At 73.6% G+C, this 26,322-nt stretch carries 29 protein-coding genes; 14 read left to right on the top strand and 15 right to left on the bottom strand.

Going from position 1 to position 26,322, the window contains the following annotated elements; translation table 11 throughout:
• Positions 1-23 precede the first annotated feature (23 nt).
• Entirely contained in the window at positions 24-917 is an 894-nt protein-coding gene (locus tag CRYAR_RS43520) for a helix-turn-helix domain-containing protein (protein ID WP_051570859.1), read from the bottom strand.
• Between the two features lie 106 nt (positions 918-1,023).
• On the opposite strand from CRYAR_RS43520, the gene CRYAR_RS23780 reads away from it, so the two are divergent.
• The 3 genes from CRYAR_RS23780 to CRYAR_RS23770 all read left to right on the top strand — a co-directional run bounded on the left by CRYAR_RS23780 (position 1,024) and on the right by CRYAR_RS23770 (position 3,027).
• Entirely contained in the window at positions 1,024-2,136 is a 1,113-nt protein-coding gene (locus CRYAR_RS23780; RefSeq protein WP_035855350.1) for an NDMA-dependent alcohol dehydrogenase, read from the top strand.
• Positions 2,137-2,179: 43 nt separating this feature from the next.
• Positions 2,180-2,605: a universal stress protein gene (locus CRYAR_RS23775; RefSeq protein ID WP_035855348.1), complete on the top strand. Its 426-nt coding sequence runs from the start codon at positions 2,180-2,182 to the stop codon at positions 2,603-2,605.
• Positions 2,606-2,760: 155 nt separating this feature from the next.
• Positions 2,761-3,027 (top strand): hypothetical protein, encoded by a 267-nt coding sequence (locus CRYAR_RS23770; RefSeq protein ID WP_157018010.1) that lies wholly within the window; start codon positions 2,761-2,763, stop codon positions 3,025-3,027.
• Positions 3,028-3,086: 59 nt separating this feature from the next.
• On the opposite strand, the gene CRYAR_RS23765 is transcribed toward CRYAR_RS23770, so the two are convergent.
• Both CRYAR_RS23765 and CRYAR_RS23760 read right to left on the bottom strand, forming a co-directional pair.
• Positions 3,087-4,430 carry a glucose-6-phosphate dehydrogenase gene (locus tag CRYAR_RS23765; protein ID WP_035855346.1) on the bottom strand — a complete coding sequence of 448 codons (1,344 nt, stop codon included), beginning with the start codon at positions 4,428-4,430 and terminating at the stop codon, positions 3,087-3,089.
• A gap of 18 nt (positions 4,431-4,448) precedes the next feature.
• Positions 4,449-5,015 carry a TetR/AcrR family transcriptional regulator gene (locus CRYAR_RS23760; protein ID WP_035855345.1) on the bottom strand — a complete coding sequence of 189 codons (567 nt, stop codon included), beginning with the start codon at positions 5,013-5,015 and terminating at the stop codon, positions 4,449-4,451.
• A gap of 80 nt (positions 5,016-5,095) precedes the next feature.
• Between CRYAR_RS23760 and CRYAR_RS23755 the strand changes: the two genes are divergently transcribed.
• Entirely contained in the window at positions 5,096-5,497 is a 402-nt protein-coding gene (locus CRYAR_RS23755; protein ID WP_051570858.1) for a nuclear transport factor 2 family protein, read from the top strand.
• A gap of 22 nt (positions 5,498-5,519) precedes the next feature.
• A complete protein-coding gene (locus CRYAR_RS23750; RefSeq protein WP_035855342.1) occupies positions 5,520-6,635 on the top strand; it encodes an SGNH/GDSL hydrolase family protein in 1,116 nt (371 codons plus the stop codon).
• A 96-nt stretch (positions 6,636-6,731) separates the two neighbouring features.
• On the opposite strand, the gene CRYAR_RS23745 is transcribed toward CRYAR_RS23750, so the two are convergent.
• Complete coding sequence (locus CRYAR_RS23745; RefSeq protein WP_035855341.1) at positions 6,732-7,181, bottom strand: hypothetical protein; 450 nt, start codon at positions 7,179-7,181, stop codon at positions 6,732-6,734.
• 137 nt (positions 7,182-7,318) lie between these two features.
• On the opposite strand from CRYAR_RS23745, the gene CRYAR_RS23740 reads away from it, so the two are divergent.
• From CRYAR_RS23740 to CRYAR_RS23730, 3 genes are all read left to right on the top strand, one after another.
• Positions 7,319-8,818, top strand: coding sequence for a multicopper oxidase family protein (locus CRYAR_RS23740; RefSeq protein WP_051570857.1), 1,500 nt, complete (start codon positions 7,319-7,321; stop codon positions 8,816-8,818).
• 140 nt (positions 8,819-8,958) lie between these two features.
• The gene (locus tag CRYAR_RS23735; RefSeq protein WP_245620716.1) at positions 8,959-9,942 is read left to right on the top strand and encodes a sensor histidine kinase; all 984 of its coding nucleotides are present in this window, start codon (positions 8,959-8,961) and stop codon (positions 9,940-9,942) included.
• The gene (locus CRYAR_RS23730; protein WP_035855340.1) at positions 9,939-10,598 is read left to right on the top strand and encodes a response regulator; all 660 of its coding nucleotides are present in this window, start codon (positions 9,939-9,941) and stop codon (positions 10,596-10,598) included. Before CRYAR_RS23735 ends, CRYAR_RS23730 begins: the two co-directional genes overlap by 4 nt.
• On the opposite strand, the gene CRYAR_RS23725 is transcribed toward CRYAR_RS23730, so the two are convergent.
• Positions 10,562-11,122, bottom strand: a complete 561-nt coding sequence (locus tag CRYAR_RS23725; RefSeq protein WP_035866059.1) for an AAA family ATPase — start codon at positions 11,120-11,122, stop codon at positions 10,562-10,564. The two genes, CRYAR_RS23730 and CRYAR_RS23725, sit on opposite strands and share 37 nt — an antisense overlap.
• Before the next feature lie 13 nt (positions 11,123-11,135).
• Here CRYAR_RS23725 and CRYAR_RS23720 point away from each other — a divergent pair, with 13 nt between their 5' ends.
• Entirely contained in the window at positions 11,136-12,308 is a 1,173-nt protein-coding gene (locus CRYAR_RS23720) for an SfnB family sulfur acquisition oxidoreductase (RefSeq protein WP_035855339.1), read from the top strand.
• A 111-nt stretch (positions 12,309-12,419) separates the two neighbouring features.
• Positions 12,420-14,114, top strand: coding sequence for a cholesterol oxidase substrate-binding domain-containing protein (locus CRYAR_RS23715; RefSeq protein WP_035855338.1), 1,695 nt, complete (start codon positions 12,420-12,422; stop codon positions 14,112-14,114).
• Here CRYAR_RS23715 and CRYAR_RS23710 read toward each other — a convergent pair.
• Entirely contained in the window at positions 14,103-15,071 is a 969-nt protein-coding gene (locus tag CRYAR_RS23710) for an ArsR/SmtB family transcription factor (protein ID WP_035855337.1), read from the bottom strand. The two genes, CRYAR_RS23715 and CRYAR_RS23710, sit on opposite strands and share 12 nt — an antisense overlap.
• A gap of 66 nt (positions 15,072-15,137) precedes the next feature.
• Here CRYAR_RS23710 and CRYAR_RS23705 point away from each other — a divergent pair, with 66 nt between their 5' ends.
• Positions 15,138-16,343: an MFS transporter gene (locus tag CRYAR_RS23705; protein WP_051570855.1), complete on the top strand. Its 1,206-nt coding sequence runs from the start codon at positions 15,138-15,140 to the stop codon at positions 16,341-16,343.
• On the opposite strand, the gene CRYAR_RS23700 is transcribed toward CRYAR_RS23705, so the two are convergent.
• On the bottom strand, positions 16,326-17,273 hold the full coding sequence (locus CRYAR_RS23700) for a helix-turn-helix transcriptional regulator (protein WP_035855336.1): 948 nt from the start codon (positions 17,271-17,273) through the stop codon (positions 16,326-16,328). The two genes, CRYAR_RS23705 and CRYAR_RS23700, sit on opposite strands and share 18 nt — an antisense overlap.
• A 61-nt stretch (positions 17,274-17,334) precedes the next feature.
• Between CRYAR_RS23700 and CRYAR_RS23695 the strand changes: the two genes are divergently transcribed.
• Positions 17,335-17,886, top strand: a complete 552-nt coding sequence (locus tag CRYAR_RS23695; RefSeq protein ID WP_035855335.1) for a DinB family protein — start codon at positions 17,335-17,337, stop codon at positions 17,884-17,886.
• On the top strand, positions 17,883-18,344 hold the full coding sequence (locus tag CRYAR_RS23690) for a VOC family protein (RefSeq protein WP_035855334.1): 462 nt from the start codon (positions 17,883-17,885) through the stop codon (positions 18,342-18,344). Before CRYAR_RS23695 ends, CRYAR_RS23690 begins: the two co-directional genes overlap by 4 nt.
• Here the strand turns inward: CRYAR_RS23690 and CRYAR_RS23685 are convergent.
• The 5 genes from CRYAR_RS23685 to CRYAR_RS23665 are packed head-to-tail and all read right to left on the bottom strand — an operon-like array spanning position 18,341 to position 23,193.
• Positions 18,341-19,060, bottom strand: a complete 720-nt coding sequence (locus tag CRYAR_RS23685; protein ID WP_035855333.1) for a DUF899 family protein — start codon at positions 19,058-19,060, stop codon at positions 18,341-18,343. The genes CRYAR_RS23690 and CRYAR_RS23685 overlap by 4 nt on opposite strands.
• Positions 19,057-20,373, bottom strand: coding sequence for an MFS transporter (locus tag CRYAR_RS23680; RefSeq protein WP_084700878.1), 1,317 nt, complete (start codon positions 20,371-20,373; stop codon positions 19,057-19,059). Before CRYAR_RS23680 ends, CRYAR_RS23685 begins: the two co-directional genes overlap by 4 nt.
• A gap of 38 nt (positions 20,374-20,411) precedes the next feature.
• The gene (locus CRYAR_RS23675; protein ID WP_211247606.1) at positions 20,412-21,599 is read right to left on the bottom strand and encodes an RNA polymerase sigma factor; all 1,188 of its coding nucleotides are present in this window, start codon (positions 21,597-21,599) and stop codon (positions 20,412-20,414) included.
• Positions 21,596-21,931, bottom strand: a complete 336-nt coding sequence (locus CRYAR_RS23670) for a YciI family protein (protein WP_035855332.1) — start codon at positions 21,929-21,931, stop codon at positions 21,596-21,598. The genes CRYAR_RS23675 and CRYAR_RS23670 overlap by 4 nt, the downstream gene beginning before the upstream one ends.
• The gene (locus CRYAR_RS23665) at positions 21,928-23,193 is read right to left on the bottom strand and encodes an alpha/beta hydrolase (RefSeq protein ID WP_035855331.1); all 1,266 of its coding nucleotides are present in this window, start codon (positions 23,191-23,193) and stop codon (positions 21,928-21,930) included. The genes CRYAR_RS23670 and CRYAR_RS23665 overlap by 4 nt, the downstream gene beginning before the upstream one ends.
• A gap of 79 nt (positions 23,194-23,272) precedes the next feature.
• On the opposite strand from CRYAR_RS23665, the gene CRYAR_RS23660 reads away from it, so the two are divergent.
• The gene (locus CRYAR_RS23660; RefSeq protein ID WP_035855330.1) at positions 23,273-24,280 is read left to right on the top strand and encodes an LLM class flavin-dependent oxidoreductase; all 1,008 of its coding nucleotides are present in this window, start codon (positions 23,273-23,275) and stop codon (positions 24,278-24,280) included.
• Here the strand turns inward: CRYAR_RS23660 and CRYAR_RS23655 are convergent.
• The 3 genes from CRYAR_RS23655 to CRYAR_RS50305 form a co-directional block, all read right to left on the bottom strand.
• Positions 24,277-24,549, bottom strand: coding sequence for a hypothetical protein (locus tag CRYAR_RS23655; protein ID WP_035855329.1), 273 nt, complete (start codon positions 24,547-24,549; stop codon positions 24,277-24,279). The genes CRYAR_RS23660 and CRYAR_RS23655 overlap by 4 nt on opposite strands.
• 31 nt (positions 24,550-24,580) lie before the next feature.
• Entirely contained in the window at positions 24,581-25,789 is a 1,209-nt protein-coding gene (locus CRYAR_RS23650) for a cytochrome P450 (RefSeq protein ID WP_425389399.1), read from the bottom strand.
• Positions 25,790-25,932: 143 nt separating this feature from the next.
• Complete coding sequence (locus tag CRYAR_RS50305) at positions 25,933-26,067, bottom strand: hypothetical protein (RefSeq protein ID WP_281174624.1); 135 nt, start codon at positions 26,065-26,067, stop codon at positions 25,933-25,935.
• Positions 26,068-26,322: the final 255 nt, after the last annotated feature.

Genomic DNA, 26,322 nt, shown 5'->3' with positions numbered 1-26,322 from the left:
CCCGGAGGCTAGGAATCGGCTGGTCAGCCCGGCGACACGATTCGTGCCACGGGGTCCGCCCGCTCGTGCCACCGCGACGGCGGGCAGCCGTAGCGGGCCCGGAACTGCTCGGCGAAGCGCGACGCCGAGGCGAACCCGAGGTCGGCCGCGACGACGCCGACCGGCGTGCCGTCACGCAGCCGCCTGGCCCCCTCCTCCAGCCTGCGGCGCCGGATCGAGGCGGCCGCGCTCTCGCCGCCCTCGGCGAACGCGCGGTGCACGGTACGCACCGACACCCCCAGCCGGGACGCGAGGAACGCGACGCCGAGCCGCGGGTCACCGAGGTGCTCGTCGACGAGGCGGGCGGCGCCCGCGCGCACCGCGTCGGCCGGGCCGGACGGCACCAGCCCACCGGCGACCGTGCCGAGCAGCGCGTCGAGCACCGCCGCGGCGGTCGTGGCCTCGCCCGGTGCGACGCTGCGCAGCGCGCCGAACAGCCGGTGCGCGAACGGCGAGAGCGTGGTGCCGCGGATCGGCCCGGCGAACCGCGGGTAGCGCCGCTCGACGACCGCGCCGGGCACCGCGAGGAACGTGAGCCGGGCCGGGCCGCGGTAGGAGACCGCGAACGACTCGCCGGCCGGCACCACCACCAGGCGCCCGGGCCGGATCGGCTCCGCGCCGCCCCGGTGCTCGATGACGCCGTCCGCGGACCGGGCCCGCAACAGGAACACGCCGCTGCCGGCCGGGACGTCGCCGGCGCTGCGGTGCGAGCGCACCGGCGAGACGTCCGCGTCGACGAACCCGACGCCGCCGATCCCGGCGACCGAGAGGCGGGCCCGGAACGGCCCCTCGCCGGCGACCAGGTCCTGGTCGACGAGGGTGTCGGCGAGCTCGGCGCGGAACGCGCGGAGCCCCGCTTCGCCCCGGTAGCTGCCCATGCCCGCAGCGTACGACTCGATTGTTTCTGACGAAGTGGGTTCCGGATCGGCGGGCGCGGGGTCACGATGAGGCGTATCCAGCTCAACGTCAGAGCGAGGAGCGCCCATGAAAACCCAGGCCGCCGTCGTCTACGAGCCCGGTAAGCCGATCGAGATCGAAGAAGTCGAACTGGACCGCCCGCGCGACGGAGAGGTGCTGATCCGGTACCTCTACGCGGGGTTGTGCCACTCGGATGTCCACATCGCCCACGGTGACCTCGAGGCCAGGCTGCCGATGGTGCTCGGTCACGAGGGGGCCGGCGTCATCGAGGAGGTCGGGCCGGGCGTCACCCGCGTGAAGCCCGGTGACCACGTCGTCTGCTCGTTCATCCCGAACTGCGGCACCTGCCGGTACTGCGCGAACGGCCAGCAGTCGATCTGCGACCTGGGGGCGACGCTCCTCGAGGGCTCGCTGCCCGGCGGGCGCTTCCCGATCACCGGCCGCTCCGGCGAGTACGGCGCGATGTGCCTGCTCGGCACGTTCAGCCAGTACGGCGTCATCCACCAGAGCTCGGTCGTGAAGGTCGACGACGACCTGCCGCTGGACAAGGCGGTGCTGGTCGGGTGCGGTGTGCCGACCGGCTGGGGTTCGGCGATCAACACCGCCGAGGTGAAGCCCGGGGACACGGTCGTGGTTCTCGGCGTCGGCGGGATCGGGATCAACGCCGTGCAGGCCTCGGCGTTCGCCGGCGCGAAGAACGTCGTCGCGATCGACCCGCTGGAGAACAAGCGCGCGAAGGCGCTGGAACTCGGCGCCACGCACGTGTTCGCGTCGGCCGGTGAGGCGCTGCAGCCGGTCTCCGACCTCACCCACGGGCAGATGGCCGACTCCGCGATCCTCACCCCGGGCCTGCTCACCACCGAGAACGTCAGCGACGGCTTCAACCTGGTCGGCAAGGCCGGCATCGTCGTGCTGACCGCGCTCAACAAGCTCGACGCGGTGAACGTCCAGCTGCCCGGGTCGGTCATGACGCTGTTCCGCAAGCAGCTGCGCGGCAGCCTGTTCGGCGACTGCAACCCGACCACCGACATCCCGCGGCTGCTCGGGCTGTACCAGAACGGCAACCTGAAGCTCGACGAGATCATCACCAGGACCTACCGCCTGGACGAGGTCAACAAGGGCTACGACGATCTGCTCAACGGCGAGAACGTGCGCGGCATCGTGATCCACGAGCACTGAAGTCCGCACTCCGGCGTTCCGCGGTACGGCATAGTGATGTCCCGTGGAACGCCGGAGTGGGCTCGTGTTGGCCGGTGTGGACGGTAGCCCCACGTCCGTCCGGGCCGGGGCGTACGCGGCCGGGCTGGCCCGCCGTCAGGGCGCGGAGTTCCTCGTCGTGTACGTCGCCTCGCGGCCCGCGCTCGCGTCGATGTCGCCGGAGGCGATGCAGGTCGCCGAGGAGGCCGTCGAGCAGACGATCCTGGAGCTGCGCGAGAGCATCGAGTCGTCGGCGACGTGGGCCGGGGTCACCGTGCGGTTCCTCGCGGTCCGCGGTGACCCGTTCACCGAGATCTGCCGCGTGGCGAGCGACGAACGGGCCGACGCGGTCGTGGTCGGCGCGTCGACGCACGCGGGCCACCGCTGGGTGGGATCGCTCGCCGTCCGCCTGGTGAAGGCCGGCAAGTGGCCGGTCACGGTCGTGCCCTGAGCGGAGCACCCCGGGTGCGTTCCGGGTGTGCGCCGGTTGCGGTGAGCGGGGCGGCTCCCCGGGTGGGTGCGCGACGGGAGCTGGGCGGCCGCGGAGCTCGCATCGGCCGGGCCGGCACCGATGAGCCCGGTGACCGCACAGCCGAGGAGGTGGACATGACTCAGGTTTCGAGCATCGACGCGACGACCGCCGCATCGCGGCCGGTGCGCGCGCCGCTGGCGCCGGTGGGCGATCAGCACTTCGCCTACGTGCTGCAGGGCCTGATCGGGGCGCAGCTGGCGCGCACGTCCGCCGAGCCGGCGCGCGAGGAGGCCCCGGTCCGCCCGGCGGGCATCCCGACCGACGCGGTCACCGTCGGCCCGAACGGCCCGACGACGATCGGCGCGTTCCGCTTCTGGCACCGCGTGCTCCCCGCGGCCTGACCGGAGCCACGGATTTCCCCGGGAGGCGGCCGCCGAACCCGGCGACCTCCGAGACCGGCCTAGCCCGGCAGGAGCGAGTCCGCGGGGCCGGCGCTGCCGGCGGGGTACTCCTGGAGCGGCACCTCGCCGGCGCGCCAGGCGTCGACCACCGGCTGGACGATGTGCCAGCACATCTCGGCGGTGTCACCGCGCACCGACAGCGTCGGGTCGTCGTCGAGCACGCCGCGGAGCACCTCGCCGTAGGGCGGCAGGTCCCCGGGCCCGAAGTCGGATCCCAGCGTCACCGGGTCCAGCACGAACGGGTCGCCGGGGCCGTTGATGTCGAGGTCGAGTTCCAGCCGGTCGGGGCTGAACAGGATCCGGAGCCGGTCCGGGCGGTCGGGGCCGGTCAGCCCGGTCGGCACCCACGGCGCCGGCTTGAACGTCACGACCGCTTCCTTGCGCCGGTTCCCGACCGCCTTCCCCGACCGCAGCCGGAACGGCACCCCGGCCCACCGCCACGTGTCGACCGCGAGCACGACCTCGGCCAGCGTCTCGGTGCCACGCGCCGGGTCGACGCCGGGCTCGTCGGCGTACGACGGCAGCGACCGGTCGCCGATCGTCCCGGCGGTGTAGCGCGCCCGGCGGCTGGCGGCCCGCGGGTCGTCGCCCCAGACGTGCGTCGCCCGCAGCACCTGGGCCTTGCTGTCGCGGAACTCGTGCGCCTCCAGGCTCGGCGGGGCGTCCATCGCGAGCATCGCCAGGATCTGCAGCAGGTGGCTCTGGATCATGTCGACGAGCGCGCCCGCGCCGTCGTAGTAGCCCGCGCGGCTCTCCAGGCCCAGGTCCTCGTCGAACACGATGTCGACCGACTCCACGTGCTGGTTGTTCAGTACCGGCTCGAAGATCCGGTTCGCGAACCGCAGCCCGAGGATGTTCAGCACCGTCGACTTGCCGAGGAAATGGTCGACGCGATGGATCCGCGCCTCCGGGACGAGCTGCACCAGCAGCGCGTTCAGCGCGTGTGCGGTCTTCTCGTCGACGCCGAACGGCTTCTCGAGCACGAGCCGGGTGCCCGGGGGCAGACCGACGTCACGCAGCGCCGCGCAGGCCTTCGCGGTGACCGAGGGCGGCAGCGCGAAGAAGATCACGATCTCACCGTGGCACGCGCCGAGCAGGCGCTCGAGGTCGTCGCCGTTGGTGACGTCGGCACGCAGGTAGCGGGCGTCGATCGGGTCGTCGCGGCCGAACGCGGTACGCACGCGATCGCGCCACTGCTCGTCGCCCCAGTCGTCCATTCCGGAGCCCACCAGCGCGATGTCTTTCGCGCCGCCGAGTTCCAGGAGCTTCCCGAGTCCGGGCAGGAGCAGGCGCGCGGTCAGGTCACCGCTGGCGCCGAGGATGAGCAAGGTCTGGTCGGTCATGTCTCGGCCATGCCCGCCTCACCGGGCGCTCATGCCGTCCAGCAGGACGCTGATCACCCGCGCCCGCCGGTCGGGGTCGTCCCCGGCGGCCTCGACGCCGTGCGACGCACCGATCAGCAGCGCCATCACGGTCGGCACGTCGAGGTCGGGGCGGACCGCGCCGGCGCTCTGGGCCCGGCGGAGCAGCAGGTCGAGCGCGTCGCGCACGGCGGTGCCCACCCCGGCCTTCACCGCGTCCAGTTCGACGCCGGCCGCGGCCAGCGCGTCGGCGATCGCGTTCTTCGAGGGCGACGAGTCGACGGCGAGCGCGATCTGTTCGCGGAACGCGGCCCCGGGATCGGGCTCCTCGGCGGCGGCGCGCAGCTGGGCCGCGAGCCGGTCGAGCCGGGACACGAACACGGCCGCCAGCAGCGCCTCCTTGGTGGGGAAGTGCCGGAAGACCGTGCCGATGCCGACGCCGGCGGCCTGCGCGATCTCTTCGGTGGAGGCGCCGGTGCCGTGGGAGGCGAACACCGTCTCGGCGGCGTCGAGCACCTTCGCGCGGTTGCGCCGGGCGTCGGCGCGCAGAGGGCGATCCGTGGTCATCGGGGCCTCGACAAACGGAGTCGCCACTCCGTATCTTTAGAAATCGGAGTCACGACTCCGATTCTAGAGGAGAGAGAACCATGCCTGCTGCTGACCTGTTCCATCGGCTGCTCGACGGCCTGTCGTCCGACGACTGGACGGCGCTCGCCGACCTCTACGCCGAGGACGCCCACGTCACGATCCCGCTGGCCCTGCCCGAGCCGACCGTCCTGGACGGCCGCGCGGAGATCGCTGCGCACTTCGCCCGGATGACGTCGATGCCGGTCCGCTTCACGGTCGCGAACGCGGTCGTGCACGAGACCGTCGACCCGGACGTCGTCATCGCCGAGTTCGTCTACGACGTGCACGTGACCACCACCGGCGCGCGGGCGCGCGTGTCGAACGTGCAGTACCTGCGCTCGCGGGACGGGCTCATCGCCGAGACGCACGACTACCACGACCACACCCGGCTGGGACGCGTCCTGGCTAATTCAACTAGCTAATTCCCGAAGTACTATCGGGGCCATGCTGACCCCCGAACTGATCCACGGCGCCCTGGAACTCGAGCGGACCGACCGCGGGCTGCGGCCGCACCGGCTCCCGGCGTGGGCCCGCGCCCAGGCTCAGGACCCGCAGCTGGACACCGTCGAGGCGCAGCCGGCCGGGGTGCGGCTGGCGTTGCGCACCGCGGCCACCGCGATCGAACTGGACAGCATCCGCACCCGGCGGGAGTTCCCGGGCGTGCCCGACCGGCCGGACGGCGTCTACGACCTGCTCGTCGACGGCGTGCTCACCGGGCAGGCCGGCGTGGGCGGCGGCGACACGGTCACCGTCGACCTGGCCGCGGGCACCGTGACCCGGCAGGTCGGCGCACCGGGCACGCTCACGTTCGCCGGGCTGCCCGCACGCGACAAGCGCGTCGAGATCTGGCTGCCGCATCACGAGTCGACCGAGCTCGTCGCGCTGCGGGCGGACGCCCCGGTCGTCGCGGCCGAGCACGTCGGGCCGCGCTGGTGGCACCACGGCAGCTCGATCAGCCAGGGCTCCAACGCGGCGAGCCCGTCCACGACCTGGGTGGCGCTCGCCGCGGCGGCGGCCGGTGCCGACGTCACGAACCTCGGCTTCGGCGGCAGCGCCCTGCTCGACCCGTTCATCGGGCGGATCCTGCGTGACAGCGACGCGGACGTCATCAGCGTCGAGATCGGCATCAACCTGGTCAACGCCGACCTGATGCGCCGCCGCGCGTTCGCCCCGGCCGTGCACGGCCTGCTCGACACGATCCGCGACGGGCACCCCACGACGCCGATCGTGCTGATCTCGCCGCTGTACTGCCCGATCCACGAGACCACACCGGGCCCGGGCGCGTTCGACGTCGAGGCGCTCCGGGAGGGGCGGGTCGCGTTCGTCGCGACCGGCGAACCCGGCCCCGACAAGCTGACGCTGACCGTGATCCGCGACGAGTTGGCGCGCATCACCGGGGTGCGCGCGGACGAGCACCTGAGCCTGGTCGACGGCCTCGACCTGTACGGCGAGGCCGACCACGCCGAGCACCCGCTACCCGACCGCCTCCACCCCGACGCGGCCAGCCACCGCCTGATCGCGTCCCGCTTCGCCCACCGGCTGAGCCTGCCCACCGGCTGAGCCTGCCCACGGGCTGAGCCTGCCCACGGGCTGAGCCTGCCCACCGGCTGATCGGGCCGGTCGGTCGTCCCGACCGGCCCGACGTGAAGCTCTCGGTCAGGCCGGGCCCGGTCGGTGGCCCAGCGCCGCGGCCAGGGCCTCGGCGTTGCGCTTGTCCTGGCGCGGGAAGGTCAGCGCCACCCCGTCACCCTGGTTGCCGAAGGCCAGGCGCAGCAGAGTGAAGAGGCCGATCTGGGCCTCCACCAGCGACACTTGGTGGCGCGGCACCTCGCCGAGCACCTTCTTGCCCGGGCCGCCCAGCATGGTCTGCTGCAGGAAGATCAGCCGCCGGTCGGTGAGGACCACGAACTGTTCTTTCCGGGCCATCAGCACGGCCGCGCCGACCCCGCCGACGCCCTCCATGACCAGGCCCTTCTTCAGGACGGTGCCCGCCCGGCTTGACGAGAACTTGCCGACGCTGGTGCGTACCGCCGCGACCGGCTGCTCTCCCGGCTGGAGCACCGGGCCGACGATCTCGAACGCCTTGGTCTGTAACTTCTCACGCATCGTGCTTCCCCCGTGGGAATGGAGTGTCCGAACGCGACACGATAGCGGGGCAGTGATCCGTGGTACTCCGGCGGGAGTACGTCGCGGGCACCGCCGGGAGGACGACCGGGCCGCACGGAATTCCTAGCGTTCCCGGTATGACGACGAGGACCACGACCCGCCGGACCGTGCTGCGGTGGGGTGCGGCGGTGAGCGCATCGCTCGTCGTGCCGTCCGCCGGCGTCGCCGGGTTCGTCTGGGCCGGCGCCGGGCGCGGCAACGTCGGCACGCTGACGTTCCGCAACCGGCTGCCGATCCCGCCGGAGCTCGACGCGAGCCCGGGGGCCGCGCTCACGCTGCGGAGCGGCGAGTCGCGTCTGCTGCCGGGACCGCGCACGCCGACCTGGGGTGCGAACGGGTCGATCCTCGGGCCCACGCTGCGTGCGCGCCGGGGGGCACGCGTGAGCGTCGCGGTCACCAACCGGCTCCCGGAGACCACCTCGCTGCACTGGCACGGCATGCACCTGCCCGCGATCGCCGACGGCGGGCCGCACCAGCCGATCGCGCCCGGGGCGACCTGGCGTCCGACCTGGACGATCGACCAGCGGGCGGCGACGCTCTGGTACCACCCGCACCTGCACCGCACCACGGCCAGGCACGTCTACCGGGGGATCGCCGGGCTCTTCCTGATCGACGACGAGCGCAGCGACACCCTGCCGCACGACTACGGGGTCGACGACATCCCGCTGATCGTCCAGGACCGGAACTTCACCCGCGACGGGCGGCTCGACGAGGCGAACCTCGGCTTCGGCGGGCTCGCCACCACCGGGCTGCTCGGCGACACGATCTTGGTCAACGGCGGCTACGACCCGTTCGTCGAGGTGGTCACCCGCCGGGTGCGCTTCCGGCTGGTCAACGGTTCGAACGCGCGCGTCTACTCGCTCGGGTTCACCGACCACCGGGCGTTCACGCTCGTCGCGACCGACGCCGGGTGGCTGGAGACGCCGGTGCGGTGCACGCGGCTGCGGCTCTCGCCCGGGGAGCGCGCCGAGATCGTCGTCGCGTTCGACCCGGGCGAGCGGGTCGTGCTCCGGTCCTTCGCCCCCCGGCTCGGCGGCAACCTCCTCACCCAGCGTCTGGCCGGCGGCGACGACACGTTCGACCTCGTCCAGGTGCGGGCGGCGGCCACCCTCCGTCCCTCGCCGGCGGTACCGGAGCGGTTGACGACCGGGGTGCGGCGACCGGCGATCACCGTGCCCGAGCCGTTCCGGCTGGACCTCGGCGAGTTCCATCTCAACGGCGCGGTGCTGGACCACGGGCGGATCGACCGGCGGGTCGCGGCCGGGTCGGTCGAACGGTGGGAGATCCGTAACCCCGGGCAGAACGTGCACAACGTCCACGTCCACGGCGCCTCGTTCCACCTGCTCGACCGGGACGGCGCGCCACCACCGGAGGCCGAGCGCGGGGAGAAGGACACCGTGTTCGTGCCGGCGAACAGCGCGGTGACGCTCGCCGTCCGCTACGGCACGCACGTCGACGCCCGATCGCCGTACATGTACCACTGCCACCTGCTCGCGCACGAGGATGCGGGGATGATGGGGCAGTACGTCGTGGTCGGGCCCGGAGCCGTCGCGCGGGCCCATCGGCACGGGGAGTGAGCGCGTGATCAACGTCGTGCTGAGCGTCGTGACCGCCGTGGCCGTGACGATCGCGGTGGTGGTGAGCCCGGAGGAGGCGCGCCCGGGCGCGGTGGTGGCCGCGGCCACGCTCGGCGTGACGCTCGGCGGGGTTGCTGCTGGTGCGGCGGCGGTGGCCGGTGACCGTGCTGGTGGCGTCGCTGGTCGCCGTGCTCACGTACAACAGCACCGGCTTTCCCGGGATGGGGCCGCTGTGGCCGTTGCTGGTGCCGCTGTACACGGTCGCGCGGGCCGGTCGGGTGCTCGTCGGCGCCGGGGTGGGGGCCGCCGCGATCCTGATCGGAGCGGGCTGGGTGCTGCGCGCGGGCGTGCCACCGCTGGAGCTGCTCGACATGGTCGTGCGCGAGGTCGCGGTGTACGCGCTGGCGCTGGTCGCGGGCACCGCGGTACGCACCAGGGACCGGCTCGCGGCCGAGTTCTCCGCGCGGCTCGCGGCCGAGCGCGGGCAGCAGGAGCGGGAGGCGTCCGAGCGGGTGCTCACCGAGCGGTTACGGATCGCCCGCGAGCTGCACGACGTCACCGCGCACACGGTGGCGGTGGTCGGGCTGCAGATCACGCTGGCGAAGGAGCTCGTCGATCGGGACCCGGCGGCGGCGAAGAAGCTGCTGGAGGGCACCCGCACGATCAACGTCGACGCGATCGGCGAGCTGCAGGCCAGCGTGACGCTGCTGCGTGACGGCGAGGCCCCGGTGCTGGCACTGCCGGACGAGACCCAGCTGGACGAGCTCGTGAGCCGGGCCGCGGACAGCGGCGTGCGGGTGTCGCTGGCCCGCTCCGGGCCGGCCGGGCCCTACCCGCCCGCGGTGGGGCTGACCGTCTACCGGATCGTGCAGGAGGCGCTGACGAACGTGCTGCGCCACGCGTCCGCCTCCACCGCCGCGGTGGCGGTCGACCGGTCGCCGGCGGGGGTGGCGGTCACCGTCACCGACGACGGGCGCGGCGGGCCCGTGAGCGCCTGGGGGCACGGGCTGACCGGCATGCGCGAGCGGGTCTCGAGCCTCGGCGGTTCGCTGCACGCCGGCCCGGCCCCGCGCCGCGGCTTCGAGGTGAAAGCCTGGCTCCCGGCCGAGGGGGAGGGCGCGTGATCCGGGTGTTGCTCGCGGACGACCAGCAGCTCGTGCGGGTGGGGCTGCGGAGCCTGCTGGAGCTCGACGGCGACATCGAGGTCGTCGCGGAGGCCGCCGACGGCCCGGAGGCGCTGCGCGAGGCCGCCCGGGTCGCCCCCGACGTGGCGCTGCTCGACATCCGGATGCCGCACCTCGACGGGCTCGAGGTCACCCGTCGCCTCGCGGCCGCCCAGCCGGACGTCCGCACGGTGATCCTGACGACGTTCGAGATCGACGCCTACGTCTTCGAGGCGCTGCGCTCCGGGGCGAGCGGCTTCCTCGCCAAGACCGTGAGCCACGACGAACTCTGCCGGGCGGTCCGGGTGGTCGCCGGGGGAGAGGCGCTGCTGAGCCCGAGCGTCACCCGGCGGGTCATCGCCGAGTTCGCCCGCCGGGTGGAGCCGGCCGAGCCGAGCCCGGAGCGGCTCGCGGCGCTCACCGACCGGGAGCGCGAGGTCCTCACGCTCGTCGCGGCCGGCCTCAACAACGCCGAGATCGGCGCCGCGCTCGCGATGAGCCCGCTCACCGCGAAGACCCACGTCACCCGCATCATCACGAAACTCGCCGTCCGCGACCGGGCCCAGCTGGTCGTGCTCGCCTACGAGTCCGGCCTGGTCCGGGCGAACGGCAGGTAGTCCTCGGTGCGCCCGTCCTGCGGAAGCCCGCTCCGTTCGGCGACGAACGCGACCGTCTCGTCGAGCGTCGAGGCTTCGGCGATCACGTGCTCGTCGGGCGCGCCGAGCCGATCCGACTCCAGGTACCAGCTGGTCAGCGCGTCCGGGCCCACCGTCGCGGCCAGCGGCCGCGTCGCGTGCCGCCGGAGCGTCTCCGGCAGGCTGACGTCGAACCAGAAGAACGTCGAGCGCCCGGAGTGTCCGGCGGCGAGCGCCACCAACTCCTCCCGGTAGCGCTCCGCGGTCAGGATCCCCTCCAGCACCACTGAGTACCCGTGCGTGAGCGCCAGCCGGGCGGTCGCGGCCACCAGCGTCGGCGCCAGCCCTCCGGCCACGTCGTGCTCGCGGAGCACGGTGCGACGCAGGTAGTCCTGGTCGACGAGCGCACAGCCGCGCCCGTGCCGGCGGCGCAGCTCCCGGGCGACCGTGCTCTTGCCCGACCCCGAGTTCCCCCGCAGTACGACGAGCACGCTCATGGGACGCATAGGGTAGTCGCCCGTGACCGTTCTCACCGACGACGCGGCCGTGCTGGCCGCGGCCTCCGCGTTCGCCCCCACGCTCCGGGCCGGTGCGGAGGAGCGTGACTCCACCGCCGCGCTCCCGTACCGCGAGCTCGAGCAGCTCGCCGCGACCGGGCTGCTCGGCATGCGGGTGCCGGCCGAGCTCGGCGGGGCGGGCGTCAGCACCGCGACCGTCGCCGAGGTCTTCCGTGTGCTCTCGGCGGCCGACCCCGCGGTCGGCCAGATCCCGCAGAACCACGTCGCGTTCGTCGACCTGGTCCTGCGTGCGGGCACCCCGGCCCAGCGGGAGTTCTTCGCGGCCGAGTTCCTGGCCGGCGCCCGCCTCGGCAACGCGCTGTCCGAGCGCGGCACGAAGACCTCGCGCGCGTACGGGACGCGGATCCTCCCGCGCGGCGAGGACGTCGTCGTGAACGGTACGAAGTACTACTCGACCGGCGCGCTCACCGCCCAGTGGATCCCGGTGTTCGGCCTGGACGAACTCGACGAGGTCTCGGTCGCCTACGTGCGCCGGGACACCCCGGGCGTGGTCGTCGAGCAGGACTGGAACGCGTTCGGCCAGCGGGCGACGTTCAGCGGCACGACCAGGCTCACCGACGTCGTCGTCCCGGCCGAGCACGTGCTGCGCCGGCCGTTCCGCGTGGTGGCGGGCACGACGTTCTCCGCGTTCGGCCAGATCATCCACGCCGCGATCGAGGTCGGGATCGCCCGGGGCGCGCTCACCGACGGCGTGGCGTTCCTGCGCGACAAGGCCCGGCCCGCGCACGGCTCCGGCTACGAGCGTGCGGTCGACGACCCGCACCTGGTCCGGCTCGCGGGTGAGCTGGAGATCGACGTCCGCGCCGCGGAGGCGCTGCTGGTGTCCGCGGCGCGGGCGGTGGACGCGGCCGACGACGACCCGGGCCTCGTCACCCACGCCCGGCTGGAGGTGGCGGCGGCCAAGGCGTTCGCCGGTCGGGTCGCGCTCGACGTCGCGACCCGCCTCTTCGACTTCTCCGGCTCCAGCGCGGCTGACCGCAAACACGACCTCGACCGCCACTGGCGCAACGCCCGCACCCACACCCTGCACGACCCGGCGCGGCTCAAGGAGCTGGCGCTCGGCACGTTCCTCGTCACCGGCGAAGGTCCCGATCCGGCGAACACCCTGATCTAAGCCTTAAGGCCACATCGGACCGCTGGAAACGTGCCATCGGAGAGGAGTACGTTCGCGTACCCCAAGCAATCGCTTGGTTACGCCCACTCTCACCGATGAGAGGAGTGGTTCATGTCCGTCAACCGTCGAACCATCCTGAAAGGCGCGGCCGCACTCGCCGCCGCCGGTCTCGCCGGGGAGGCGTTCGCCGTTCCGGCGTCCGCCGCCACGATCGCCCCGCCACCCGCCTTCCCCAGCGGCATCGAGCTCTACCAGCAGGCCTACGTGAACTGGTCCGGCGAGATCAGCCTCGCCGACGTCTGGACCTGCGCCCCGGCCACCCCGGCCGACGTCGTCACGGTCGCCAACTGGGCCCACGCCAACGACTACCGCGTCCGCCCGAAAGGCATGAGCCACGGCTGGTCGCCCACGCTCCTGCCGGCCGGCGCCGACGTCAGCAAGGTCGTGCTCGTCGACCTGACCAAGAACCTCCGGAGCATCCAGGTCGGCAGCAGCAGCGTCACCGTGCAGGCCGGCGCGACGATCGACCAGCTCACGGTCGCGCTCGAGAACGCCGGCAAAGGGCTGGCCGCCCTCACCGCCCCCGGTAACCTCACGGTCGGCGGGGTGCTGGCGATCGGCGCCCACGGCTCGGCCGTCCCGGCCACCGGGGAGACCCGGATTCCGGGCACCAGCTACGGCACGCTCAGCAACCTCGTCCTCTCGCTCACCGTCGTCGCCTGGAACGGCAGCGCCTACGCGCTGAAGACCTACACCCGCACCCAGCCCGACATCGCCGCGTTCCTGGTGCACCTCGGCCGCGCGTTCGTCGTCAGCGCCACGTTGCAGGTGGGCACCAACACCCGGCTGCGCTGCCAGAGCTTCTACGACATCCCGACCGCCACGCTGTTCGGCGCGCCCGGCACCGGCGGGCGCACGCTCTCCAGCTACGTCAACTCCAGCGGCCGCGTGGAAGCGATCTGGTTCCCGTTCACCGACCGCCCGTGGCTCAAGGTCTGGACGATCGCACCGACGAAACCGGTGCTCTCGAAGACCGTCAACGCGCCCTACGCCTACACGTTCGCCAACTTCCTCACCCCGGAGCAGAGCAACTTCCTGTCCCGGATCGTCCGCGGCGACGTCAGCGGCACCCCGGCGTTCCAGAACCTCCAGATCTCGATCGTCGGCTCGGGGCTGATCGTCACCGGCACCTGGGACATCTGGGGCTGGTCGAAGAACTCGCTGCTCTACGTCCAGCCGACCACGCTGCGCATCGTCGAGGCCGGGTACGCGGTGCTCACCTCCCGGGCCAACGTCCAGCGGGTCGTGCACGAGTTCTACGTCAAGTACCAGGAGCGCATCACCGCCTACCAGGCCCAGGGCAAGTTCCCGATGAACGGCCCGGTCGAGATCCGGGTGACCGGCGTCGACGCCCCGGCGGAGGTGGCGGGCGGCGGCGTGAGCCCCCAGCTCTCGGCGGCCCGGCCCCGCCCCGACCACCCGGAATGGGACACCGTGGTCTGGCTCGACATGGGCACGATCCCCGGCACCCCGGAGTGCGACGCGTTCTACGCCGAGATGGAGGCGTGGATCGTCGCGAACTACAGCGGCAGTTACGCGACCGTCCGTCCGGAATGGTCGAAGGCCTGGGCGGTCACCCCGTCCGGGGCCTGGACCGACTCGGCCGCGCTCACCGGGCGCATCCCGCAGAGCCTCCGGGCCGGTCAGCCCTCCGGCGACAACTGGGACACCGCCCGGGCGACGCTGAACGCCGCCGACCCGCACCGCGTCTTCAGCAACACGTTCCTCGACGTCCTACTGCCCTAGCAGCGCCGTACCGAGCGCCGTCCGGCGGTAGAGCACCTCGAGGCCCTGCCGCCGGGCGGTCACCAGCCCGGCGTCGCGCAACACCGCCAGGTGCGCGGACACCGTGGACGCGGCCAGCCGGTGCCGCCGGGCCAGCGCGGTCGTGGACGCCGGTACGTCCAGGCCGCGCAGCAGCGCGGCCCGATTCGGACCGATCAGCCGGGACACGGGCTCGGCCGGGCGGCGGGTCTCCCAGGCCCGCGCCATCCCCAGCGCCGGGTAGATCACGGTCGGTTGCCACGGCGGGGCGAACCCGCTGATCACCTCGGGCCAGGCGAACACGCTCGGCATCAGCAGCAGCCCGCGGCCGTCCAGGTCCTGCTCGAACGTCGCGCTGCCGCTGTGCAGTGTCAGCGTCCCGCCGTCCCAGCTCAGGTCCCGGTGCAGGCCGCCGAAGAGCGCGCCGAGCCCGCCCGCGGCCATCCGGTGCGAGCGCTCGTCGACGTCGGCCTCCAGCACCGTCAGCAGCCGGTCCCACTCCGGCGCGACGAGCGCGTGCCAGGCCCGCTCGGTGGCGTCGGCGAGCGTCCGGACCGCCGCGGCCGGGTCGTCGAGCAGGCGCCGGCGGGCCGGGTGCGTGACGTCGGCACCGGTGCTCGCGAACGAGCGGCGCATCTCCGCCCGTGCCGCGGCCGGCTCGGTGGCGCGCAGCCGCGCGAGTTCGTCGTCGAACCGGGCCGTGTGCCCGAGCGGCGCGGCCGGGGGAGGGCCGAGGAAGTCCGGTGTGTACCCCGCGCCCGGCATGAGCAGCGGCAACGGCCCCAGGTCCGGTGGCGTGCGGCCCAGCCAGGCCTGGTGGTAGCCGTGCCGCGCCGGCCGGAGCAGCGTGCGCACCGCCTCGTGCGTCTCGCACAGCGGCGACACCGCGAACCGGCACCGCAGCAGGTCCGCCTCGGCGAAGCGGAGTCGCAGGGGCATCCGTCCCCCATTCGTCGGCAGCCGAAAGACTATTCCGCCGACGCCGGGCCGCGCGACGCTGCCGCCATGTCGACGACGGGGTACCGGGCGGTGCTCGCGGTGCCGGAGTTCCGGTTCGTGTTCGCGGCCCATGCGCTCTCCACGTTGGGCACCGTGGTGTGCGAGCTCGCGCTCGCCGTGCTGGTCTACCGGCGGACGTCCTCGCCGCTGCTCAGCGCGTTGACGTTCGCGCTCGGGCTGCTGCCGTACGTGCTCGGCGGCACGGTGCTCTCGGCGGTGGCCGACCGCTTCCCGGCGCGCCGCGTGCTCGTCGCGTGCGACCTGGTGTGCGCCGGGCTCGCCGCCGGGTTGCTGCTGCCGTGGATGCCGGTGGCCGCGTTGCTGGCGCTGCGGTGCGTCCTCGCGGCGATCGCCCCGGTGTTCGCGGGCACGCGGGCGGCCACGCTCGGCGACGTGCTCGCGAGCGGGGAGCTGTTCTCGCTGGGCAACTCACTGCTCCGGGTCACGAACCAGACCGCCCAGCTGACCGGGTTCGCGGCCGGTGGCGTTCTCCTGGCGGCGATCTCCCCCGGGGCGGTGCTCGGCGTCACCGTGCTGACGTTCCTGGTCTCCGCGCTGCTGCTCGCGGTGGGGACCCCGGCGCGCCCGGCCCGGTCGGTGGGTGGCGGGGCGCTGCTGACCGCGTCCTGGGGCGGCGCGCGGGTGTTGTTCGCCGACCGGCGGATCCGGGCGGTGTTCGCGCTGGCCTGGGTGCCGCCGATGTTCGTCGTCGTCTCGGAGGGGCTGCTGACGGCGTACGTGGCCCGGCTGGGGGCGAGCCCGGCGGCGCTGGGGCTGCTGCTGTGCGGGATGCCGATCGGCGCGATCGGCGGGTCGCTGCTCGCCGGGACGCTGCTCGATCACCGCGCGAGGGTGCGCCTGTGCCTTCCGATCGTGCTCGCGGCGACGCTCCCGCCGCTCGGCTACCTGACCCACCCCGGCGTCGCGGTGGCGCTGCTGTGCCAGATCGGCGTCGGCAGCGGGATCGTGTACACGTTCGGCGTCGACGCGTGGTTCCTCGACGTCGTGCCCGAGCACCTCCGCGGCCGGGCGATGACGTTGCTGACCGCCGGGTCGATGACCGCTCAGGGGCTGGGCATGACCCTCGCCGGTGCCGCCGCCGAGTTCGCCCCGGTCCACCTGGTAGTCGCGGGCGGCGGCGCGATCGCGTTCCCGGTCGTCGCCCTCGTGGTCGGCTACGCGTCCCGCGTCGTGTCAGTCGCCGCTGCGTGAACCGGCGGCGCGGAGGCGGGCGGCCAGCTCGTGGCAGCGGGTGGCCAGCTCGGGCGGGTCGAGCACCTCGAAGTCGTGGTCGAGCAGGGCCATGTGCAGGAGCACACCGTCGAGGTTGTCGGCCCCGGCGCGCACCTCGCACCGCCCGTCCCCGGCCGGGTACACGACCGCCGCCGACACCGGGATCTCGTCGCGCACCCGCTCCGCCGGCGCGTGCACCAGGAACCGCGCCCGCTGCGGGTAGACCCGGCTCGCGACGCCCTCGTGCACGTACGCCGCCGCGTCCGGTGCGTCCTCGCGCGGCCGGAAGTGCCAGGTCCGCGGAGCCACCTCACTCATCCGGTCGACGCGGAACGTGCGCCAGTCGTCGCGGTCCCGGTCGAACGCCAGCAGGTACCAGCGCCGGTCGGAGGAGACCAGACGGTAGGGCTCGACCCGACGCGGGCGCGACGCGTAGCCGAACTCCACCTCGACGTGGTCCCGGCACGCGCGCGCCAGCACCATCAGCACGTCCGGGTCGACCGGCGTCCGCCCGCCCCGCCCGAACGACTCCACCGACTCGGAGAGCGCCCGCACCTCGGAGCGCAGCCGCGTCGGCAGCACCCGGTCGAGCTTGGTCAGGGCACGCAGCGCCGCTTCGCCGGCGCTCGCCACCCCGCCACCGGCCCCGGCCAGCAACGACACCGCGGTGGCGATCGCCTCCTCGTCGTCGAGCAGCAGCGGCGGCAGGTCCTGCCCCGGCCCGAGCTGGTAACCGCCGCCCACCCCCTGGCTCGCCTGCACCGGGTAGCCGAGCGTGCGCAACCGCTCGACGTCCCGGCGCACGGTCCGCGCCGTCACCCCGAGCCGTTCGGCCAGGGCGGGCCCGGTCCAGACCGCGCGCTGCTGCAGCAGCCCCAGCAACGCGAGCACCCGCTCGGCCGTGTCCATGAACCCAGTTCACCACGAATAGCGGACCCATCCTGTCCGCCTGCCCTGCCACAGTGACCTCATGGACTGGAACCGCGCACTTCGTGAACAGTGGGAATGGCACTGGACCAACCAGGTCCGGGAGCGCCTGGCCGGCCTCACCGACGACGAATACCTCTGGGCCCCGGTGCCCGGGGCCTGGACCGTGCGTGAACGAACCAGCGCGGCCGAACCGGGCACGGGGGACTTCACGATCGACTTCACGTTCCCGCAACCCACGCCGCCGCCGTTCACCACGATCGCCTGGCGGCTCGGCCACGTCATCGTCGGCGTGCTCGCCGCGCGCAACGCGTCGCACTTCGGCGCGGCCCCGGCGGGCTACGAGAGCTGGGAGTACGCCGGCACCGCGCAGGACGCGCTCGACCAGCTCCACACCCAGCTGGACGTGTGGACGGCCGGGGTGCGCGGTCTGTCCGACGACGACCTCACGGTGCCGGTCGGTGCCACGGAGCCCTACCCCGACGCCCCGATGGCCGACCTGGTCCTGCACATCCACCGCGAACTGATCCACCATCTCGCCGAGGTCACCCTGCTGCGCGACCTCTACCTGCACACGAACGGAGCCCCCCGATGAGCCGGACCGTCCAGGTCACGTTCGACGCCCACGACCCCCGCGCGCAGTCGCGGTTCTGGGCCGACGCGCTGGGCTACGTCATCCCCGGCCCGCCCGGCGTCGACCTCGCTCCGGACGCCGACCCGCTCGCGGCCTGGGACGACTTCCTCGCGCGGATCGGCGTCCCGGAGGAGTTCCGGAACAGCCGATCGGCGATCGAGGACCCCGGTGGGGTGGGCCCGCGGGTGTTCTTCCAGCAGGTGCCGGAGGACAAGGTCGCGAAGAACCGCGTCCACCTGGACGTGCGTGCGGCCCCCGGCGAGCAGGGCGACGCCCGGATGGCCGCGCTCGAGACCGAGGCCGAGCGGCTGGTGACGCTCGGCGCCACCCGGGTCCGGCGGCACGAGCCGCAGGCGCCCCTCGAGTTCGGCCACATCATGATGACCGACCCCGAGGGCAACGAGTTCTGCCTGGACTAGAGGGAGTCCGGGTGGCCGGCGGCGAGGCGGGCCCACTGCGGGATCGGGCGGCCGTCGACCTTCAGCAGGTGCCCGTCCACCGGCCAGTTCCGCGGCCACCCGTCCGGGGAGTCCTCGTGCGGCTCCTGGCGTCCCCAGACCGTGAGGTCCATCAGCCGGTAGGAGTTGTCGACGAGCTCGACGCCGCGCCGCGTCGTCCACCAGGTCTCGAAGACGCGGTCGGCGTCGCGCACGTAGCTGACCAGGTGCATCATGCCGACGTGCCGCCCGGTGAGCAGGGTCTCCAGCGGCTCGCCCTCGGCCGCGTACCAGGGCATCTCCCAGCCCATGAACTCGTGGTACCGCGCGCTCTCGGGGTAGGGACCCTGGGCCACGATCGCGTACGTGATGTCACGTGAGTGCAGATAGGACAACTCACGCACCTGCGAGGAACACCAGGTGCAGCCCTCGCACTGCTCGGCCGCCGGGTGCCCGGCGTGCCACATGAAGTAGTACAGGATCAGTTGCCGACGTCCCTCGAACGCCTCGAGCAGCGTCGTCGGACCGTTCGGGCCGGTGAGCGGCGTGCCGGCCGGCACCTCGACCATCGGCAGGCGCCGCCGCTGCGCCGCGAGGGCGTCGGACTCCTGGGTGTGTGCTTTCTCGCGGACGCGCAGGGCGGCGACTTCGGCCTCGAACGCGACCCGGTCGACGACGGGGGGCAGGTTGGTGGTCACGAGGAGGTCCTTCCGAGGACGGTGGTGAGTACTCCGAGGGCAGCGACCGCGGCGACCAGGCCGAACGCCCACGGGAAGCCGGAGCCGGACACGAGGACGGTGGCGACGAGCGCGACGCCGGCCGCACCGCCGACCTCACGCATGGTCTCCACCAGACCGGAGACCAGCCCGGCCTCCGACCGGGACACGCCGGTGAGGGCACTGATCTGGATCGCCGGGCCGCAGAGCCCGAACCCGACGCCGGCGAGCAGGAACGCCGGGAGCAGGCCGGTGACGTAGGCGCTGTCGGGCGTGGCCCTGGTCAGCCACAGCGCGGCGACGACGGTGAGCGTCAGCCCGGTGACCAGCAGCGCACGCACCGGCACCCGCGCGGCCAGCCGGGCGCCGCCCATCGCGGCGACGAAGATCGTCGCGGTGGTGGCCAGCCAGGCCACGCCGGTCGTCGCGGGGGAGTAGCCGAGTTCCTGCTGCATCAGCAGCGAACCGAGGAAGATGAACCCGAGCAGCGCGCAGAAGGTCAGGAACGCCGGGGCGAGCGCCCGGTTGCGCCACGCCGACAGCGGCACCAGCGGGTGTGCCGACCGGGCTTCGATCCACGCGAACAACCCCAGCAGGCCGAGCGCGGCCACCCAGGTGAGGACCGATCCGTGGTGCAGCGAGTAGACGAGCAGCAGCAGCCCGCCGGTGACCACGGTGGCGCCACGCAGGTCGAGGCGGGTGTCGCGGTCGCGGGGCGGATCGGGGACGAGGAACGTCAGCGCGATCACCACGAACACGACGCCGACCGGCACGTTCAGGAAGAACGACCAGCGCCACCCCGGCCCGGCGGCGAGCAGCCCGCCGACGACGACGCCGAACGACCCGGCCACCCCGCCGATCGCGCCGAAGATCCCGAGCGCGCGCACCCGCTCCCGCCCGTCCGGGAACGTGACCGCCAGCAGCGACAACGCGGCCGGAGCGATCAGCGCCGCCCCGAAGCCCTGCACACCCCTGGCCGCGATCAGCAGCCCCACGTGCGGCGCGGCCCCGGCCACGAACGACGCCACCGTGAACACCACGACACCGGCCAGGAACACCCGCCGACGCCCGACCTGGTCGGTCATCCGCCCGCCGACCAGCAGGAACCCACCGAGCAGCAGCCCGTACGCGACGACCACCCACTGCACGACACCCGCGTCGACGCCGAGCTCGCGCTGGATCGACGGCACCGCCACGTTCACGATCGCGGTGTCCAACCCCACCATGGCCTGGGCCGCGCACGCGAGCCCCAGCACGAGCCCGGGGCGTGCCCGCGTTTCGATCTCTGTTCTCATGCCCCACCGACGAACGAGCGTTCCGGAGATCGACAGGGTCAGAGATTTTCTTTCCGGCGCGTCAGGTAGCGCCGTTCGGCCTCGGTCGGGGCGAGGGAAAGCGCCTGCTCGTAGGCCTCCCGGGCCTCCGAGGACCGCCCGTCGCGACGCAGCAGGTCCGCGCGCGTCGCCGGCAGCAGGTGGTAGCCGTCCAGCCGCCCGGACGCCGCCAGCGCGTCGACCAGGGCCAGCCCGGCCGCGATCCCCTCCGACATCGCGACCGCCACGGCCCGGTTCAGTTCCACGACCGGTGACGGCGTCAGCCGGTCGAGCTGCGTGTAGAGCGCGGCGATCTGGGGCCAGTCGGTGCTCGCCGCGTCCGGCGCGGTGGCGTGGCAGGCGGCGATCGCGGCCTGCACCTGGTACGGGCCGGCCCGCCTCGCGGCCAGCGTGTGCACCAGGAGCTGCTCGGCTTCGGCGATCAGCGCGGTGTCCCAGCGGCCGCGGTCCTGCTCCTCCAGCGGCACCAGGACGCCGTCCTCGGCGCGGGTGGCCCGCCGGGCCTCCCCGAACAGCATCAGCGCGAGCAGCCCTCGCGGTTCGGGCTCGTCGGGCAGCAGCCGCGCCAGCACCCGGGCCAGGTGGATCGCCTCGCCGGTCAGGTCCTGGTGCCCGTCGTAACCGGCGTTGAAGATCAGGTAGAGCACGGCGAGGACGGCCCCGAGCCGCGACGGCAGCAGCTCGGCCGGCGGGACGCGGTACGGGATACCGGCCTCGGCGATCTTGCGTTTGGCCCGCACCAGCCGCTGGGCCATCGTCGGCTCGGTCGTGAGCAGGGCCCGGGCGATCTCGGCCGTGCTCAGGCCGCAGAGCGTCCGCAGGGTGAGCGCGACCCGGGCCTCGAACGGCAGCGCCGGGTGGCAGCAGGTGAAGATCAGCCGGAGCCGCTCGTCGGTGATCTCGTGCGGCTCGGGGCCGGCGTCGACGAGCGCGAGCTGGCGCAGTTTCGCGGTGCCGACCGCGTCGCGGCGCAGCCGGTCGAGGGCGCGGTTGCGTGCGGCCGTCGTCAGCCAGGCGCCCGGGCGGGCCGGTACCCCGTCGCGCGGCCAGGTGGCGACCGCGGCGGCGAACGCGTCCTGCGCGCAGTCCTCGGCCAGGTCCCAGTCGTGGGTCAGCCCGATCAGCGTGCCGACGACCTGGCCCCACTCGTCGCGGTAGGCGGCGTCGAGCGCGTCCCGGACGTTCACTCCCAGACGGGGCGGACCTCGACCGTGCCCCACTGCGCGTACGGGTGGCCGGCCGCGATCGCGATCGCCGCGTCCAGGTCGTCGGCCTCCACGACCGCGAACCCGCCGACGAAGTCCTTGGTCTCGGCGAACGGGCCGTCGGAGACCAGCGTCTCGCCGTCGCGTACCCGGACGGTCGTCGCGTCGACGCTGGGACGCAGCCGCGCGCCCGCCAGCAGGGCTCCGCGCTCGGTGAGGTCGTGTTCCCAGGCACGCATCCGCGGGTCCCGGCCGAGTTCCTCCGGGGCCGGCTGGTAGGTCTCGTCGTCGCAGATCATCAGCACGTACTTCATGCCGTGGAGTCTGGCACCCGCTCCTCGGATCCGGCGTACACGATTCCGAGGAACCGTTCGATCGCCTCGGCCGCCGCGTGCGCCCGTCGCGTCCCGAAGATCTCGAACGCGTGCTGCGCACCGGGGATCTCCGCGTACGCGACCGGCGATGTCGACGCCGCGCGCAGCTCGCCGACGAACCGGCGGGCGCCGCGCACCGACACCAGCGAGTCGTGGTCGCCGTGCAGGACGAAGAACGGCGGCGCGTCGGGGGTGATCGCGTGGCGGGGCGAGGCGTTCCGGAACTCCTCGGGGGCCTCCGCGAGCGTCCGCTTGACGACGCGCTCCTCCACCAGCCGGACCAGCCCGGCGTCGGCCGGGTCGGTCCAGTCGTAGACGCCGTAGAGCGGCACCGCTGCCGCGACCGTGGTGTCGATGTCCTCGAAGCCGGGCTGCCAGCGGCGGTCCGGCGCGGTGAGCGCGTGCAGCGCGGTGAGGTGACCGCCGGCCGAGCCGCCGGTGATCGCGACGAACTCCGGGTCGCCGCCGTACCCGGCGATGTGCTCCTTGACCCAGGCGACCGCCCGCTTGACGTCGACGATCATGTCCGGCCAGGTCGCGCGTGGACCGAGCCGGTAGTTCACCGAGACGCACACCCAGCCCCGCTCGGCGAGGTGGCTCAGCAGCGGCAGGGCCTGCTCGCGCTTGTTGCCGACGGTCCACGCGCCGCCGTGGACCTGGATCAGCACCGGGGCGCGGCCATCCGGCGGGAGATCGGTCCGCCGCCAGACGTCGAGCTGGTTACGCGGGCCGGCCGGGCCGTAGGCCAGGTCGACGTCGTGCGCGTAACGCCTGCGGACCTGGAACATGCGCACGACCCCGGGCCGGCGGCCGAACGGGGCGCCCGGCTCCGGCCAGGCCGGGTGGCGCACCCGCGAGCGGTAGTCGGGGCCGTAGACCTCGTCGAGCGCCCGGTCGAGGACGTCGGCGGCCGGGCGGGACGCGGCCGCGACCGCGACGAGACCGGCCGCCGCGCCGAGCGACAGCGCGAGGCCCAGGCGGCCGGTGCGGGTGCGGGTGCCTCCGGCCGCGGCCACCGCGAGCTGGGGTAACACGGTCGCGGCCGCGGCGGCTGCCGGAAGTTCGGTGGTCAGCGCACCGGCCGCGAACGACGGGACCGACAGCCGGCCGGGGGTGCGGGGCGGCCGCAGGGCATTGGCGGTGTTGAGCACGGCCGCGACGCCGTGCGCCAAGCCGGCCGCACCGGCCAGTTGTCGCTTCATGCGTCCGGACGCTAGCGGTTCGGAATGCCATCGACCACGGGTACGGAATTGTTGATCGATCAACTATTGTTGTTTCATCATGAAGAAGAAGATCGGGTTCCTGAGCTTCGGCCATTGGCGCGACGTCGAGGGGTCGCGGACGCGCTCCGCGGCCGACGCGCTGCTGCAGACGATCGACCTGGCCCAGGCCGCAGAGGACCTCGGGGTCGACGGCGCCTTCGTCCGGGTCCACCACTTCGAACGGCAGCTCGCCTCGCCGTTCCCGCTGCTTTCGGCCATCGCCGCACGCACCTCGCGGATCGAGATGGGCACCGGCGTCATCGACATGCGCTACGAGAACCCGCTCTACATGGCCGAGGAGGCCGCCGCGACCGACCTGATCAGCGGCGGGCGGCTCCAGCTCGGGCTGAGCCGGGGGTCACCCGAGGTCGCGCTGCGCGGCGCGGAGTCGTTCGGCTACCGCGCCGACGACCCCGCCGAGCTGGCCCGGTCCAAGACCGAGATCTTCCTCGCGGCGATCCAGGGCGCCGCGGTGGCCACCACCGACCCGGCGCGCTCCGGCGTGCGTGCCGGCCTACCGATCCAACCGCAGTCCGCCGGACTCGCCGACCGCGTCTGGTGGGGCGCAGGCACGCGCGCCACCGCGGAGTGGGCGGCGTCGCTCGGCGTCAACCTGCAGAGCTCGACGTTGCTCACCGAGGACACCGGCGTGCCGTTCGACGAACTGCAGGCCGAGCAGATCCAGATGTTCCGCGCCGCGTTCACCGGAACCCGCGAGCCGCGCGTGTCGGTGTCCCGGAGCGTCCTGCCGATCACCGAGGACATCGACCGGGTCTACTTCGGATCGAGGGGTGACGAAGACCAGATCGGGATCCTGGACGGCGTCCGGTCGCGCTTCGGCCGCTCCTACGTCGGCGAGCCGGACGTGATCGCCGCCGAGCTGGCCCGCGACCGCGCCGTCCAGGACGCCGACACCGTGCTGTTCACCGTGCCCAACCAGCTCGGCGTCGAGTACAACGCGCGGATACTGGCCACGATCGCCGAGCACATCGCCCCGGCGATCGGCTGGAAGCCGGCGTCGGTCTAGAACGGAGCGTCCGACTGCGGCGCGACCGGCGGCGGGGTGTGCTGGGGCGGGGTGTGCTGGGGCGGGGTGTGCTGCGGCGCCACGTAGGTGCCGCGGGCACGCATCGCCCGGCGCATCTGGGCACTCGCCCGCAGCGGCAGGCGACCGGGCACCGGTGTCGGGTCAGGACCCGGAGGGTCGGCCAGACGCTGACCGCTCGTCGCGATGTGCCACCGGTGGAGCAGCGCCGCCACGGCCGCGACGAAGACGAAAATCAGCAGGATCTCCATGGGTATCCAGCTACCCGCTGTACGGGGGTACTCACACCGGAATTCGCACCGGGAACCGCGTGAATCCTTTGAGGGTCAGGCTGTCGCGGCGCTGCGCTTCCCCGGCCGGCGCGAGCGCCGGGAAGCGCCGGGCCAACGCCGGGAACGCGACCTGCGCTTCGAGCCGGGCCAGCGGCGCGCCCAGACAGTAGTGGATGCCACCGCCGAACGACAGCGGCGCGTTGTCCTCCCGGTCCAGCCGCAAGGCGTCCGGGTCGCTGAACCGCCGCGGGTCGCGGTTGCCGGCCCCGAGGTAGGCGATGATCCGCTCACCCGGGGCGACGGTGACCCCGGCCAGCTCGATCGGCTCGGCCACCATGCGGGCGCCGATCTGCACCGGACTGTCGTAACGCAGCAGCTCCTCGACGGCCGGACGGGCCAGATCGGGCCGCTCGGCGAGCAGCTGGAACTGCTCCGGGTGCTCGAGCAGCGCCGCCAGGCCGTTCGCGAGCAGGCCCGTCGTCGTCTCGAACCCGGCGACGAACAACAGCGCCGCGGTCGTGACGGCCTCGTCGTGCGTGAGCCGGTCACCCTCCGCCTCGGCCAGGGCCAGCGCGCTGAGCAGGTCGTCGGCCGGCTTCGCGCGCCGCTCGTCGATCAGGCCGCCCAGGTACTCGCGGATCGTGGCGGCGGCCGGGTCGGCGCGGCTCAGCACCTCCGGCGTGATGACCTCCATGACCTGCGTCCAGTCGCGAGTGAGCGCCTGGAACTGCGCGCGGTCACCGGCCGGGATGCCCAGCAGCTCCCCGATGACGTTCACCGGGAGGGGAAAAGCGAAGGCGTCGACAAAATCGACGGTGCCGCTCAGGTCGTCGAGCAGCGCGTCGACCATTTTCTCGATCGCCGGACGCAGCGCCTGCACGCGCCGCGCGGTGAACGTGGAGCTCACCAGCCGCCGCAGGCGGGTGTGGTCCGGCGGGTTGATCGTGAGCATGCTGGTGAACAGCGTCCGCAGCGCCGGGTGATCGTGCCAGTCCGGGTAGCCGATGAACGCGAGCATGTCCGGGGGCAGGTGGCCCAGGCGCGGGTCGCGGAGCATCGTCGTGCACTCGGCGTACCCGGTGAGCACGAGCACGCCGTCGGGGGCACGCACGATCGGCGACGCCGCTCTGATCCGCGCGTACCGCGGGTACGGGTTCGCCCGGCCCTCCAGGCGGGTCAGCTCGTCGAGCAACTGGTGGACGTCGGGGCTCTGCACGATCTCGGCCACGGACCCACCGTAGTGCCGCGTCCCAATCCGGCGCCGCGGCGTCGGATCAGCGCGGCGGCCGCGAGTTTCGGCCACCGCGGACACGGCCGTCGCTCCAGTGGCGAGCGCGGCGGCCTACATCCGTACCGGGTTGTTCATCCCGTGGTGAACGTGGTGAGGACGGGGAAGACGCCGCCGCCGGCCGGCGGCCCCGGCGCGTCCGCGCCGGTGCCGAGCACGGCGAGGTCGCCGCCGGGCCGCACGGGGTGCACGGGCCGCACGGGCCGCACGGGCCGCACGGGGTGCACGGGCCGCACGGGCCGCACGGGCCGCACGGGGTGCACGGGCCGCACGGGCCGCACGGGGTGCACGGGCCGCACGGGGTGCACGGGCCGCACGGGCCGCACGGGGCGCGCGGGGCGCGCGGGGCGCGCGGGGCGCACGGGCCGTACGGGGTGCACGGGGTGCACGGGGCGCACGGGCCGCACGGGCTGCACAGGGCGCACAGGCTGCACAGGGCGCACAGGCTGCACAGGGCGCACAGG

It is taken from the genome of Cryptosporangium arvum DSM 44712, from assembly GCF_000585375.1.
Taxonomy (GTDB): Bacteria; Actinomycetota; Actinomycetes; order Mycobacteriales; family Cryptosporangiaceae; genus Cryptosporangium; species Cryptosporangium arvum.
The sequence above is the reverse complement of the archived record's forward strand: the minus strand, read 5'-3'. Positions and strand labels throughout refer to the sequence as shown.